The 12,543-nt window shown below is 59.3% G+C and carries 12 protein-coding genes and 3 pseudogenes; all 15 read left to right on the top strand.

The window, feature by feature from the left end; genetic code table 11:
• Positions 1–3: 3 nt before the first annotated feature.
• The gene (coaBC, locus tag ON14_RS01680; RefSeq protein WP_010202628.1) at positions 4–1,203 is read left to right on the top strand and encodes a bifunctional phosphopantothenoylcysteine decarboxylase/phosphopantothenate--cysteine ligase CoaBC; all 1,200 of its coding nucleotides are present in this window, start codon (positions 4–6) and stop codon (positions 1,201–1,203) included.
• Positions 1,204–1,232: 29 nt separating this feature from the next.
• A pseudogene (locus ON14_RS16480) lies at positions 1,233–1,352 on the top strand (S-adenosylmethionine synthetase N-terminal domain-containing protein); the annotation flags it as partial.
• Between the two features lie 110 nt (positions 1,353–1,462).
• A complete protein-coding gene (gene metK, locus ON14_RS01675; RefSeq protein ID WP_443208533.1) occupies positions 1,463–2,428 on the top strand; it encodes a methionine adenosyltransferase in 966 nt (321 codons plus the stop codon).
• 2 nt (positions 2,429–2,430) lie between these two features.
• Positions 2,431–4,407, top strand: a complete 1,977-nt coding sequence (locus ON14_RS01670) for a hypothetical protein (protein WP_010202626.1) — start codon at positions 2,431–2,433, stop codon at positions 4,405–4,407.
• A gap of 54 nt (positions 4,408–4,461) precedes the next feature.
• Positions 4,462–5,381, top strand: a pseudogene (gene fmt, locus ON14_RS01665) (methionyl-tRNA formyltransferase).
• Positions 5,378–6,742 carry an RsmB/NOP family class I SAM-dependent RNA methyltransferase gene (locus ON14_RS01660; protein WP_010202611.1) on the top strand — a complete coding sequence of 455 codons (1,365 nt, stop codon included), beginning with the start codon at positions 5,378–5,380 and terminating at the stop codon, positions 6,740–6,742. Before fmt ends, ON14_RS01660 begins: the two are co-directional and overlap by 4 nt.
• Before the next feature lie 13 nt (positions 6,743–6,755).
• Positions 6,756–7,418, top strand: a complete 663-nt coding sequence (gene rpe / locus ON14_RS01655) for a ribulose-phosphate 3-epimerase (RefSeq protein ID WP_010202609.1) — start codon at positions 6,756–6,758, stop codon at positions 7,416–7,418.
• 36 nt (positions 7,419–7,454) lie between these two features.
• Positions 7,455–7,829: an FKBP-type peptidyl-prolyl cis-trans isomerase gene (locus tag ON14_RS01650; RefSeq protein ID WP_010202607.1), complete on the top strand. Its 375-nt coding sequence runs from the start codon at positions 7,455–7,457 to the stop codon at positions 7,827–7,829.
• Positions 7,830–7,890: 61 nt separating this feature from the next.
• Positions 7,891–8,154, top strand: coding sequence for a phosphoribosyl-ATP diphosphatase (locus tag ON14_RS01645; RefSeq protein ID WP_010202605.1), 264 nt, complete (start codon positions 7,891–7,893; stop codon positions 8,152–8,154).
• A 42-nt stretch (positions 8,155–8,196) separates the two neighbouring features.
• Positions 8,197–9,039, top strand: coding sequence for an ATP phosphoribosyltransferase (gene hisG / locus ON14_RS01640; RefSeq protein ID WP_010202604.1), 843 nt, complete (start codon positions 8,197–8,199; stop codon positions 9,037–9,039).
• Positions 9,040–9,041: 2 nt separating this feature from the next.
• The gene (gene hisF, locus ON14_RS01635; RefSeq protein ID WP_010202603.1) at positions 9,042–9,794 is read left to right on the top strand and encodes an imidazole glycerol phosphate synthase subunit HisF; all 753 of its coding nucleotides are present in this window, start codon (positions 9,042–9,044) and stop codon (positions 9,792–9,794) included.
• Positions 9,791–10,167, top strand: a pseudogene (hisI, locus tag ON14_RS01630) (phosphoribosyl-AMP cyclohydrolase). Before hisF ends, hisI begins: the two are co-directional and overlap by 4 nt.
• Positions 10,160–11,686, top strand: coding sequence for an anthranilate synthase component I (locus ON14_RS01625; RefSeq protein ID WP_010202600.1), 1,527 nt, complete (start codon positions 10,160–10,162; stop codon positions 11,684–11,686). Before hisI ends, ON14_RS01625 begins: the two are co-directional and overlap by 8 nt.
• Complete coding sequence (locus ON14_RS01620) at positions 11,683–12,252, top strand: Trp biosynthesis-associated membrane protein (RefSeq protein WP_010202599.1); 570 nt, start codon at positions 11,683–11,685, stop codon at positions 12,250–12,252. The genes ON14_RS01625 and ON14_RS01620 overlap by 4 nt, the downstream gene beginning before the upstream one ends.
• A 60-nt stretch (positions 12,253–12,312) precedes the next feature.
• Positions 12,313–12,543, top strand: coding sequence for a DUF6704 family protein (locus ON14_RS01615; protein WP_010202598.1), 231 nt, complete (start codon positions 12,313–12,315; stop codon positions 12,541–12,543).

The following is a 12,543-nucleotide window of genomic DNA, read 5'->3' as shown; positions in this document are numbered from 1 at the left end:
TCGATGACCGCGCTCAACGTAGTCGTCGGAATTTCTGGCGGAATAGCTGCCTATAAGGCGGTTTCCGTTATTCGCGAGCTTGTGCTCGCTGGCCACGATGTTCACGTCGTGGCCACGAGCAACGCTTTGCGCTTCATCGGGTTGCCGACACTCGAGGCGATTAGCCGCAACCCCGTCAGCACCGACCTCTATGAGGGTGTTGATGAGGTTCGCCATGTTGCTGTAGGAAAAGCAGCTGACCTCATTATTGTCGCTCCCGCCACGGCCAACACGATCGCCAAAATTGCCACGGGGCAAGCGAGCGATTTTCTGGGTAACACAATCCTGGCCAGTACCGCTCCGATTCTTATCGCTCCGGCAATGCACACCGAAATGTGGCTCAATGCGGCGACTGTGGCCAACGTTGAAACACTGCGGTCACGCGGTATCAATATTGTTGGTCCAGAATCAGGCCAATTAACAGGCACTGATAGCGGGCCCGGCCGTATGGCTGAGCCCGGCGACATCGTTGCTGCGGCTCTCGACGTGGTGGCTGCTTCTCGCGACCTCGCCGGCCGCACGGTGCTTGTCACCGCTGGTGGCACTCGCGAGCCTCTCGATCCAGTTCGGTTCATCGGTAACCGATCCAGTGGAAAGCAAGGTGTTGCCCTCGCTGCTGCCGCTGCCGCACGCGGAGCGACTGTTGTACTCATCGGTGCCAATCTCGAAGTCGCGGCTCCTGCTGGCGTTCGCGTTGTCGAAGTCGGCACAACTCTCGAGCTGCAGAATGCGGCCGAAGCCGAAGCGGCGACGGCAGACCTCATCGTCATGGCTGCCGCGGTGGCGGACTACCGTCCGGCAGAGACCGCCCAAAGCAAAATCAAGAAGCGCAGTGATTCGAGCACTCTTGAATTGCGGTTAGAAGAGAACCCAGACATTTTGCGTGGGCTTTCACTTAATCGGTCTCGCGATCAAGTAATTGTCGGGTTCGCGGCAGAAACTGAAGCCGACGATGATGCGCTTCTCCAGCTGGGTCGCGCCAAAGTGGCGCGAAAGGGCTGCGATTTTCTTGTTCTCAACCGTGTGGGATGGACCGAAGGTTTTGCCTCGGACCGTAACACTGTCGTCGTGATCGACAAGGCCGGAGCTAGAGTGGGTGAGGCAAGCGGAACCAAGTTGTCGGTGGCCCACCGCATTCTAGATCTTGTGTTCGCGGCCCGCTGACATCCATTCATCACTACCGGAGACGGCTTATGACTTCGCCCCTGCGCACCTTCACCTCGGAGTCTGTTACCGAGGGACACCCCGACAAGATCTGTGATCAGATCAGTGACAGCATTTTGGATGCGTTACTTGACGAAGATCCCCATGCCCGTGTTGCGGTCGAGACCTTAGTTACCACTGGTCTTGTTCATGTTGCTGGCGAAGTACCACCTCCGGTTACGCCGACATTCCCGCTATCGTCCGTGATCGTATTTCGGAGATCGGATACAACTCCTCCGCCGTGGGCTTTGATGGTCGTTCGTGCGGTGTCTCCATTTCAATCGGTGCACAGTCGCCCGACATTGCGCAGGGAGTCGACGTTGCTTTGGAGACCCGCGAGGGCCACTCGAGCGACAAGCTTGATGTTCTCGGCGCTGGTGACCAGGGCGTCATGTTCGGCTATGCCACGAACGAAACGCCTCAGCTCATGCCCGCTCCGGTCTGGTTCGCGCACCGCATGGCAGAACGACTGGCCGAGGTGCGCAAACTTGGCCTTGTCGACTACCTGCGCCCCGATGGCAAGACGCAGGTGACGGTGGGTTACGAGGGAGACATCCCGCGCAGTATCGAAACCGTCGTGCTCTCGACGCAACATTCTCCTCACATTTCTACGGCACAGCTGCGCTCAGAGATCGAAGAACTCGTCGTTCGGCCGATCGCCGAGAGTTCAGGGCTCGACCTTTCGAACCTGCAGGCAATTGTCAATCCCAGCGGTCGTTTCGAGATCGGCGGTCCGCAGGGGGATGCTGGTGTGACCGGCCGCAAAGTGATCGTTGATACTTACGGTGGCGCGTCGCGACACGGTGGTGGAGCGTTCAGCGGCAAGGACCCGTCGAAGGTTGACCGTTCGGCGACGTACGCGATGCGCTGGGTTGCCAAGAACGCAGTAGCCGCAGGTCTCGCCGATCGTCTAGAGATTCAGATTGCTTATGCGATCGGTCGCGCTGCCCCTGTCAGCCTCTACGTAGAGACTTTCGGCACCGGACACGTTTCTGACGAGGCAATTTTGGGCGCGATCCATGAAGTATTTGACCTCCGCCCTGGAGCCATCATCCGCGACCTCGATCTTTTGCGTCCTATCTACGCGAAGACGGCAACGTACGGCCACTTCGGTCGTGAGTTGCCTGAGTTCACGTGGGAACGACTTGACCGCGTTGAGGCTCTTCGCAGGGCCGCCGGGCTTTAGAAATGGCTGAAGCATCCATCGCTCGGGTGCTCATTGACTCACCGCTGCCTCAACTCGACAGACTCTTCGATTACACAATTCCGGAGAAGCTACGTGACGATGCCCGCGTTGGCGTTCGAGTCAAAGCGCCGCTGAAGACTCTTGGCCGCTTGGTCGAGGGTTGGATTGTTGAGCTCACCGACACGGTCGGGTACGCCGGCAAGCTCAGCGAGCTGGATTCGGTTATTTCACCGTTTCCGGTTCTGGCCCCAGAGGTGTGGACTCTTGCTCGGACGGCTGCCGATCGGGCAGCGGGAAATGCCTCTGACGTGCTGCGTCTCGGAATCCCTAAACGCCACGCCCGCGCAGAAAAGGCGCTGCCTGATCCGGCCTTAGCGTCCTACAAGCCCTCGACAGAGCAGCTACCGGTCACGCACTTTGATGCCGACTCGATTACGACGCTCCTTTCCCAAAACAAGCGTGCCGCGCTAGCTGCGCCGACGGGAGTCGTTGAGGTAGCGCCCGGAACCTGGGTCGGTCGCTGGGCTGTGACGATGGCGCAGTTGGCCGCCCAAACTCTTGCGCGCAGCTCGACAGCGATTCTTGCCACGCCAGATTTTCGGGACCAAGAGCAACTGGAGGCTGCGGTTGCAGCGCTGATCCCGGCGGATCGAATTTTGCGACTCGACGCGCGTCAGAGCGTGCAGCGTCGCTACGGAAACTTCTTGAGAACTCACGACGGCACTCCCTACGTCATCATCGGCAACAGGTCGGCGGTGTATGCCCCAGCGGCACAGCTGGGCCTCATTGCCATTTGGGATGACGGAGATTCGCTGTACAGCGAGAATTTGTCGCCGTACATCCATACTCGTGATGCTGCGTTGTTGCGCCAAGAGCAACAAAGGTGTGCCCTCGTATTCTTAAGTCATTCCCGCAGCACCGAAGTGCAGAGACTCGTCGAAGTCGGGTGGTTGGCGTCGATGAGTCCGGGGGGCATCCGCCCGCCCAAGGTCATTCCCTCGGCTAATCAAGTCAGTCAGGACCGTCTGGCCGCTATTGCGCGCATTCCTTCCTCCGCGTGGAAAGCAGCGCGTGCTGGCCTCGATGAGGGACCCGTGCTGGTGCAGGTAGCACGTCCCGGCTACGCGCCCAGGCTGGCGTGCGCAGATTGTGCCCAAACCGCAAGGTGTACAACCTGTGCTGGGCCCCTCGCGCAACGCTCCGCCTCATCCACCCCCAGCTGTGTGTGGTGTGGCGCATTGGCGGTGAAGTGGCGCTGCCGTGAATGTGACGGAACCCGTCTGAGGATGGTCGGGTCGGGCAGCGCCCGCACCGCCGACGAACTCGGGCGCGCATTTCCGGGGTACCGAGTCATTGTGGCCGACGGCGATCATCAGGTTCTCACTGTGTCGTCTGAACCTTCGCTAGTAATCGCCACTCGTGGTGCTGAGCCGGTCGCGGAAGGCGGCTATCGGGCGGTGTTGCTGCTCGACGGTGCCGGCATGCTGGCCCGCGAAAGTTTGCGGGTGTCAGAAGATTGCCTTCGCTGGTGGTCGAATGCGATCGCCCTCGCGGCAGATGGTGCACCAGCGGTGATCGTCGGAGTTGGCGGTTCGCTCGCGACCGCTCTCGTCACGTGGCGTCAAGAAGATTTTGCGAGTTCGGAACTTGCCGACCGCCGTGAGCTACGGTTTCCGCCGGCGATCCGTGTTGCCACTCTTACGGGAAAGGTTGATCTTGTAACGAACGCGATTAACCAGCTGCCCGTTGAACCACTCGACGTTCTTGGTCCCGTAGACCTGCCCGACGGTGTCGTACGAACGATCATCCGGTTCGATTACAAGGCGGGTGCTGCCGTCGCGGAGCAGCTCAAAGCACTGGTGGTTGCGGCGACTACGGTGTCGAGGAGCAATCGAAAACCGGGTATGCCGCGGGCCAGTCAGCCACCGCCTGGATTGCGAGTTCATCTAGACGATCTCGAGCCCTTTGTCGATCTGTAGCCGTCGTGTGCGAACGCTCATCCATTTTCGCGAGAGAATTGGTGGATGACTTCGTTGCGACTTCTCTTTGCCGGTAGCCCCGAGGTTGCTGTCCCGAGTCTTGATGCACTTGTGGAAAGTGACCATGAGGTTGCGGAGTGCTCACGCGCACCGATTCCGCGCAAGGACGTCGCCGCGTAATGACCCCGACTCCTGTCGCGGCGCGCGCCGAGAACGCTGGCATTGCGGTCATTCGTGCAAATCGCCTCGACGATGAAACAGGTGCCGCCATTGCTGCGCTCGACGTTGATCTGGGAGTGATCGTTGCCTACGGCGGGTTGGTGCCAAAGTCGGCGCTCTCGATCCCACGTTTGGGCTGGATCAACCTGCATTTCTCCCTTCTTCCTCACTGGCGCGGTGCTGCGCCCGTGCAGCGGGCAATCATGGGCGGCGATACTGTCTCGGGCGCGACGGTCTTTCAACTTGTTGAGAAGCTCGATGCTGGGGATGTCTTTGCCACGATGACCGAACCGATTGGTGCGCAACAGACCGCGGGGGCGCTGCTGCAGCAACTGTCGATTTCCGGCGCGGCATTGCTCTCACGCGTAGTCGACTCTTTGGCCGAGGGTACCGCGCACGCTGAGCCCCAGTCCGGTGAGGTCACGTTGGCACCGAAACTGTTGTTGGAAGACGGGCGCATTGACTGGTCACAGCACGCGCAAGTCGTACACAATCAGATTCGCGGTGTCACTCCAGAGCCGGGTGCTTCGACCAGCGTCGATGGCAAGAGGCTAAAAGTTATCGAGGCGGCAATCGCGCGCGATACCCCCTCGCTTGCCCCGGGACACATCAGCTTCGTCGGCAAGAAAGTTTTTGTCGGCACAGCAACGGAACCAATCGAACTTCTCCGGGTCCACCCGGAGGGGCGAAATGCAATGGATGCCGCAGCCTGGTGGCGCGGCCTGAATTCAGAATCAGAGGTGGTGGCTTCGTGAGCTACGCACAGTCAGCCCGTCGAGTCGCGCTCGATGTCATTATGGCGGTGCGCGAGTCGGATGCGTACGCCAACTTGCTTCTGCCGGTTCACCTTGAGCGGGCAAAACTGTCGACCGCCGATGCCGGGCTTGCCACAGAGCTTACTTATGGCACCCTGCGAATGCAGGGCTATTACGACGCGGTCATTGAGCAAGCTGCCGGTCGGACGGTCTCAAAGATTGATCCGCCAGTGCTCGACGTGTTGAGGCTTGCGACTCACCAGTTGCTGTCGATGCGGGTTCCTTCGCACGCTGCCGTCGACGAGTCGGTTCGTTTGGCGAAGACGATTGGTTCACGTTCCGCAGTGGGCTTCGTGAATGCCGTTTTGCGCGCGATCACTAAGCATGAGCCTGACGTGTGGCGTGAGCGTGTGATTGGTGCTGCAGGATCGGGCGAAGAAGCTCTCGCACTGGCGTATTCTCATCCGCTCTGGGTGACGCGTGCGTTCCGTCAGGTGTTGGTTGCTGAGGGCCGCGAGGCTGAGCTGGAGAGCTTGTTGGCCGCTGACAACGTTCCGGCCCGAGTGTCGGTTGTCGCTCTGCCCGGGTTCGCCGAGGCTGCGAAAATCGATGTCTCCGTCGCCGAGTACTCTCCGATTGGTGGCACCCTGCGAGAGGGCGACCCTGGCAAGAATTCTGCCGTGGCGTCGGGTCGTGCGCGCGTGCAGGATGAGGGTTCTCAATTGGCCGCGCTGGCCTTGAGTCGCGCTCGTCCGATTGCCGCGGGGGAGTCGTGGCTTGACATGTGCGCTGGCCCCGGAGGAAAGGCCGCCCTATTGGCGGCCGAAGCGCTTATCGGTGGCGCCAATCTGACCGCTAATGAACTGATCCCCGCTCGAGCGAAGCTAGTACGCAACGCTCTCGCGGTATTCGATGCTCCTCCTGAGGTCTGGGAGAAAGACGGTGTCGACATCGGTCAAGAACATCCCGGGGAGTTTGACCGGATTTTGCTCGACGCTCCGTGCACGGGTTTGGGCGCTTTGCGACGTCGTCCAGAAGCCCGCTGGCGTAAACAGCCCGGTGACGTTGCACAGCTGGGTGCTCTGCAGACAGCGTTGCTTCATTCTGCGCTCGATGCTCTGAAGCCGGGTGGGATTCTCGCTTACGTGACTTGTTCTCCGCACGCCGCGGAGACAAAGGCGATTGTTGGTTCGGTGCTCCGCAAAGTGACGAACGTTACCAAGATGGATACTCCGGCCGTCGTACACAGCATCACGGTGAACGAATTGGATCTCCCCGAGGCGACTCACGTGCAACTGTGGCCTCACCGCCACGGCACCGACGCAATGTTCATTCAGCTCCTCGTGAAGGCTGACTCCTAGATAGGCTCCCGGTATGTCTGTACGTATTAGTCCCAGTATTCTTGCTGCCGATTTCGTCAACCTCGAACGTGATATTTCGCGGATATCGAACGCCGATCTTGTGCACGTCGACATCATGGACAATCATTTCGTACCGAATCTCACGTTCGGGCTCCAGATGACGGAACGTATTCAACAGGTGTCGCCGATTCCTCTCGATATTCATTTGATGATTGATGACCCAGAGCGATGGGCTCCCGACTACGCAGCGTTGGGCGCGTTTGCCGTCACGTTCCATGCCGAGGCCGCTGCTGATGCTGTGGCGTTGGCACGCGCACTGCGGTCGCAGGGAACGAGGGCGGGCATCGCCGTTAAACCTGGCACGGCGATCGAGCCCTACCTAGAACTGCTCGAAGAGTTCGATCAGGTGCTCGTGATGACAGTAGAACCTGGTTTCGGCGGCCAGAGTTTCATGGAAGAAACAATGCCAAAGCTCCGCCAGCTGCGTGAACTTGTCGACAAGCGTGGGCTTGATGTGTGGCTTGAGGTTGACGGCGGGGTTGACGATCGCACGATCGAAATTGCCGCCGCGGCTGGAGCCGACACGTTTGTGGCCGGATCATCCGTTTATCGCGGAGCTGATCCGTCGCTTCGTGTCACCGAATTACGCGAACGGGCAAGCGCTCACCGCCACTAGTCAGCTCGGGCCAACCGCATCTGGTTGACTAGACCCATGAGCGATTCAGGAAAAACCAAGCCAGAGGTCGAGTTCTACGAGGGCCCAGCGCCCACTGAACTCGTCGTTATCGATATTGAAGAAGGAACCGGAGCCGAAGCAACTGCCGGCGCCACCGTTGACGTTCACTACTTGGGCGTCGATTTTGAGTCCGGTGAAGAGTTTGACTCCTCATGGAGCCGTGGACAGTCCATCAACTTCCCGCTAACTTCACTGATCAGCGGATGGCAAGAAGGCATCCCGGGTATGAAGGTCGGCGGTCGCCGCCAGCTCATCTGCCCGCCCCACTTGGCTTACGGCCCGGTCGGTGGAGGTCACCAGCTCTCTGGTCGCACCTTGACTTTCGTGATCGATCTTCTCGGCACCAACTAGCGACAACGCTTCATCTCACAAAACGGCAGGGGACCGTCCTTCGGGGCGGTACCCTTGACGTGTGAAAGACTTCGACGAACTTTTTGCAGAACTGAGCCGCAAAGCGGTTGAACGCCCCGAAGGCTCGGGCTCCGTTGCCTTGCTCGATGCCGGAGTGCATTCGATTGGCAAGAAGATCGTTGAGGAGGCTGCCGAAGTGTGGATGGCAGCCGAGTTTCAATCTGACGAAGAAACTGCGGACGAAATCTCGCAACTTATTTATCACCTCCAGGTTCTGATGGTCGCCAAGGGGCTTTCTCCCGAGGATGTGTGGCGACATCTCTGACGCCAACACACCCCTTTTCGCGCGAACTGACTGAGAGTTGACATGTTAAGAGTTGCAGTGCCCAATAAGGGTTCACTGAGTGATACCGCATCAGAAATGCTTAGTGAGGCCGGCTACGTTGGCCGTCGCGATCCTCGTGCCCTCAACGTGCGAGATGACCGCAACGGTGTTGAATTTTTCTACCTGCGCCCCCGTGACATCGCGACCTATGTCGGCTCTGGTGCTCTCGATGTGGGCATTACCGGCCGAGATCTTCTTTTGGATTCGCAGTCGCCGGCGGTAGAAATCGCCAGCCTCGATTTCGGTGGATCGACGTTTCGTTTCGCCGGCGCTCCGGGGCGCTTCACGGAACTTTCCGATCTGAATGGTGTGCGGGTTGCTACCAGTTACGCCGGGCTCGTCGGCGACTTTCTCGCGCGTCATGGCGTCACGGCTGAACTTGTGAGCCTCGATGGTGCTGTTGAATCGGCGATTCAGCTCGGAGTTGCGGATGCTGTAGCCGACGTAGTCTCGACGGGGTCCACTCTGAGAGCCCAGGGTCTCGAAATTTTCGGCCCAGTCATTCTCGATTCCACCGCTGTGCTTATTAGCTCGACCACCGCAGCGAGCGACGGAGTCGCTACTCTCCAACGCCGGCTCCAAGGCGTTCTGGTCGCCCGCCAATTCGTTCTGATCGACTATGACGTTCCGTTGCGGCTTCTTGATGAGGCGACGAAGGTCACTCCGGGAATCGAGAGTCCCACGGTGTCACCGTTGCACGATCCCGAGTGGGTAGCGGTGCGATCGATGGTTCGACGCTCAGACACGAACCACGTCATGGACGAGCTCTACGCCGTCGGTGCCCGCGCCATTCTCGTCAGCACGATTCACGCAGCGAGGATCTAGCCGTGGCTGTCGCAGTCCGGGTCATTCCCTGCCTCGATGTCGCTGACGGTCGCGTCGTTAAAGGTGTTAATTTCAAAGATCTTCGTGATGCGGGTGATCCCGTTGCTCTCGCTCGGCTCTACTACGAGCAGGGTGCAGACGAAATAACTTTTCTCGATGTCACAGCAACTGTTGAGGGCCGCGCCACGATGTATGACGTTGTGCGTTCTGCCGCGGAGCAGATTTTTATCCCCCTGACGGTCGGCGGCGGTGTCAGAGAGCCGGATGACGTCTCGAAGCTCTTGGCTCATGGTGCCGACAAAGTTGGTGTGAATAGTGCGGCTCTTGCCCGTCCGCAACTCATCGACGATATCTCCCGTCGATTTGGTGCCCAGGTTTTGGTGTTGAGCCTCGATATCAAGCGGCGCGGGGACGGTTGGATCGTCACAACTCACGGCGGCCGAACTGAGACTGATCGCGACGCGATCGAGTGGGCTCACGAAGCAATGGAGCGCGGCGCTGGCGAGTTGCTCGTCAACTCCATCGACGCTGACGGTACCAAGCAGGGGTTCGACCTCGAATTGGTGTCGGCGATTAGCGAATTTGCGACCGTGCCCGTTATTGCCAGTGGTGGTGCCGGCGCACTAGAGCACTTTGCCCCGGCCTTCGCAGCTGGCGCGGATGCAGTCCTTGCGGCATCCGTATTTCACAACCGTCAACTGACCGTTGGCGACGTCAAAGAAGCCCTTCGAAATGATGGATTGGTTACTCGATGAGCGACGAACTTACCCCAGCGACAGTTGCCGAAGTTCTTGAGCGAGCCCAGTTCGCGTCCGATGGTCTACTGCCGGCGATCATTCAGCAGTGGGACACCAAAGAGGTACTCATGCTTGGCTACATGAACGCTGAGGCTCTGACCGCACGCTCACCGAGGGCCGAGTGACTTTTTACAGCCGCAGCCGTCAAGAGTTGTGGCGCAAGGGCGACACGAGCGGCCATCGTCAGTTCGTGCGCACTGCGGCGTTGGACTGCGATCGCGATGCGCTTCTTGTCGGCGTTGAGCAGGTTGGCCCTGCGTGCCACACTGGCGCCCATTCGTGCTTTGAGGTCGATCCGCTTTCTCCGCGCCAGGGGTTCTCTCATGAATAGCACTACCGATCGCGCAGAATTCGATCGCCTAGTTGCCGCAGGTAATCGCGTGGTTCCGGTTATTCGCCAAATTTTTGCGGATGGCGAGACCCCGGTGGGCGTCTATCGAAAGCTGGCACAGGCTAAGCCCGGTACTTTTCTGCTCGAATCGGCCGGTCAAGGCGGGATCTGGTCTCGATTTTCCTTTGTCGGAGTGGCGAGCTTTGGCGTGCTCACGCAACAGGACGACGCTGTCGAGTGGATTGACTACGGATTGTCTAAAGAGCGTGTACTGGGTGACGATTGCCCAAGTGCACCGTTAGAAGCTCTGGCGCACCTCAACGAACGGTGGAAGACTCCGCGTGTCGCCGGGCATCCACCGCTCACGGGCGGTTTGGTTGGATTCATCGGCTGGGAGGCCGTTCGCGAGTTGGAGAATCTTCCCGATGCGCCGCCAGCCGACTTCGATGTCCCCAGCCAAGCACTGAGTTTCGTCTCTGATCTGGTTGTTCTCGATCACCGCAACGGAACTGTGCTCCTGATCTCGACGGTCCTCAATGATGGTCAATTAGACAGTGGTGCGATGTGGACCGAAAGTCAGTCACGTCTCGATGTCCTGCAGGCCGGCCTTGCGCGACCGACGGAGGCTTATCTGGCCGACGTCGATATTGACATCGCGCCGTCACCGATTTCCCGCAGCACTCCCGAGGAATATGCGGAGGCGATTGCGCGATCAAAAGACTTCATTCGCGACGGGGATGTCTTCCAGGTCGTTATTTCCCAGCGCTTCGATCACGAGCTCAGCGCTACGCCGCTTGATGTCTATCGCGTGCTTCGCACGCTAAACCCCTCGCCGTATATGTATTTGCTGTCGCTCGTTGACGTGGATGGACGTCCTTATTCGATCGTGGGGGCCAGCCCAGAAGCTCTGGTCAAGGTCTCGCAAAAGCGGGTGCACATGCATCCGATCGCGGGATCGCGCCCTCGTGGCGTTGACACCGAGCAAGATCTTGAGCTCGCTGAGGAATTGCTCGCGGATACCAAAGAACGTGCTGAGCACCTCATGCTCGTCGATCTGGCTCGCAATGATCTCCTTAAGGTGTGCAGCCCGGGCACTGTCGCGGTCACCGAGTTTATGCAGGTAGAGCGTTTCAGTCACATCATGCATTTGGTTTCCTCGGTGGAGGGGAACCTTGCTGATGGGGCTTCCGCAGTGGACGTGTTTCGAGCAACGTTCCCCGCGGGAACGCTATCTGGCGCGCCCAAACCTCGCGCTCTCGAGATCATTGATGAGTTGGAGCCGGCACAACGTGGCGTGTATGGGGGAGTTGTGGGGTATTTCGACTTCGCTGGCGACGTTGATCTCGCGATCGCGATTCGCACCGTGACCATTGTGGATGGGATGGCGCGAGTGCAGGCAGGGGCAGGACTTGTCGCCGACTCTGACCCCGTTTCCGAGCATCAAGAAGCGCAGAACAAAGCGGCAGCTCCGCTGCGGGCAGTAGCGGTAGCGAATGCCATGCGGCGGCTGAATTCATGATTCTCAAGCGCGCTCGACCCCTAGTTTTGAGTGGTTTGGTTGTTGCGGCAGCGACGGTCATGCTGTCGTGGACTCAAACGTGGTTCACGATCATCTTGCGCGACGGTTCACGCGTGGAGGTCCTCGGCAGCGATGCTGCCGGATCACTCGCCGCTCTCGCCCTCTCAGCGTTCGCTCTGGTCGCCGCGCTCAGTCTCTCTTCGCTCATCGTGCGAAGAATTCTCGGTGTGGTTGCTGCCGCTGTCGGCGCAACTATCGTTGCGGTCAGTCAGGGTGCGCTTGCCGATCCCGTTATCTCCTCCGGCTCATTGATCACGGATGTCACGGGCATCAGCGGGACTGATTCGCTCAGAGCGCTCGTCGACGTTGTCAACGTTAATGCGTGGCCAGTCCCAGCGATCATCGCGGGCGGGCTCATCGTCGTTATTGGTCTCTTCGCGACGTTTTCGGCTCATCGTTGGCCCGTGGCGACGAAGAAGTATGACCGCGCGACGACGGTGGTTGCCGATGATCCGGCATCGCAATGGGATGCGCAGAGCCGGGGAATCGACCCAACCGCCGAGTGAGTGGCATGACCACGAGCTTTACTCCCGCTAGAATTTAAGATCAGCAATGAATGGAGCCTGATGAGTACTGATAATGACCCCGGCCACGGAAATTCGCCGGCGGCATGGACCGCCGTTGTCATCATGTTGGTCGCGTTCGCGATTGGAACCCTCGCATTCTGGTTCGTCATTCCGTGGCTAGTATTTGCCTCGGCTGGTCTTGTGGTTGTCGGACTAATTGTTGGCCAGGTTTTGCGCAAGCTCGGCTATGGCGTCGGTGGCGACAAGCTCACCGTCGAGCCTCACAACTAG

It is taken from the genome of Salinibacterium sp. PAMC 21357, assembly GCF_000247645.1.
Classification (GTDB): Bacteria; Actinomycetota; Actinomycetes; order Actinomycetales; family Microbacteriaceae; genus Rhodoglobus.
Note: the sequence above shows the minus strand (reverse complement) of the source record. Positions and strands in the feature narration are given on the sequence as shown.

Bases quoted from the DNA above. Each gene is read 5' to 3' on its own strand.
- coaBC (WP_010202628.1), top strand. From the start codon at position 4: ATGACCGCGCTCAACGTAGTCGTCGGAATTTCTGGCGGAATAGCTGCC.
- ON14_RS01670 (WP_010202626.1), top strand. From the start codon at position 2,431: ATGGCTGAAGCATCCATCGCTCGGGTGCTCATTGACTCACCGCTGCCT.
- rpe (WP_010202609.1), top strand. From the start codon at position 6,756: ATGTCTGTACGTATTAGTCCCAGTATTCTTGCTGCCGATTTCGTCAAC.
- ON14_RS01650 (WP_010202607.1), top strand. From the start codon at position 7,455: ATGAGCGATTCAGGAAAAACCAAGCCAGAGGTCGAGTTCTACGAGGGC.
- hisG (WP_010202604.1), top strand. From the start codon at position 8,197: ATGTTAAGAGTTGCAGTGCCCAATAAGGGTTCACTGAGTGATACCGCA.
- ON14_RS01625 (WP_010202600.1), top strand. From the start codon at position 10,160: ATGAATAGCACTACCGATCGCGCAGAATTCGATCGCCTAGTTGCCGCA.
- ON14_RS01620 (WP_010202599.1), top strand. From the start codon at position 11,683: ATGATTCTCAAGCGCGCTCGACCCCTAGTTTTGAGTGGTTTGGTTGTT.
- ON14_RS01615 (WP_010202598.1), top strand. From the start codon at position 12,313: ATGAGTACTGATAATGACCCCGGCCACGGAAATTCGCCGGCGGCATGG.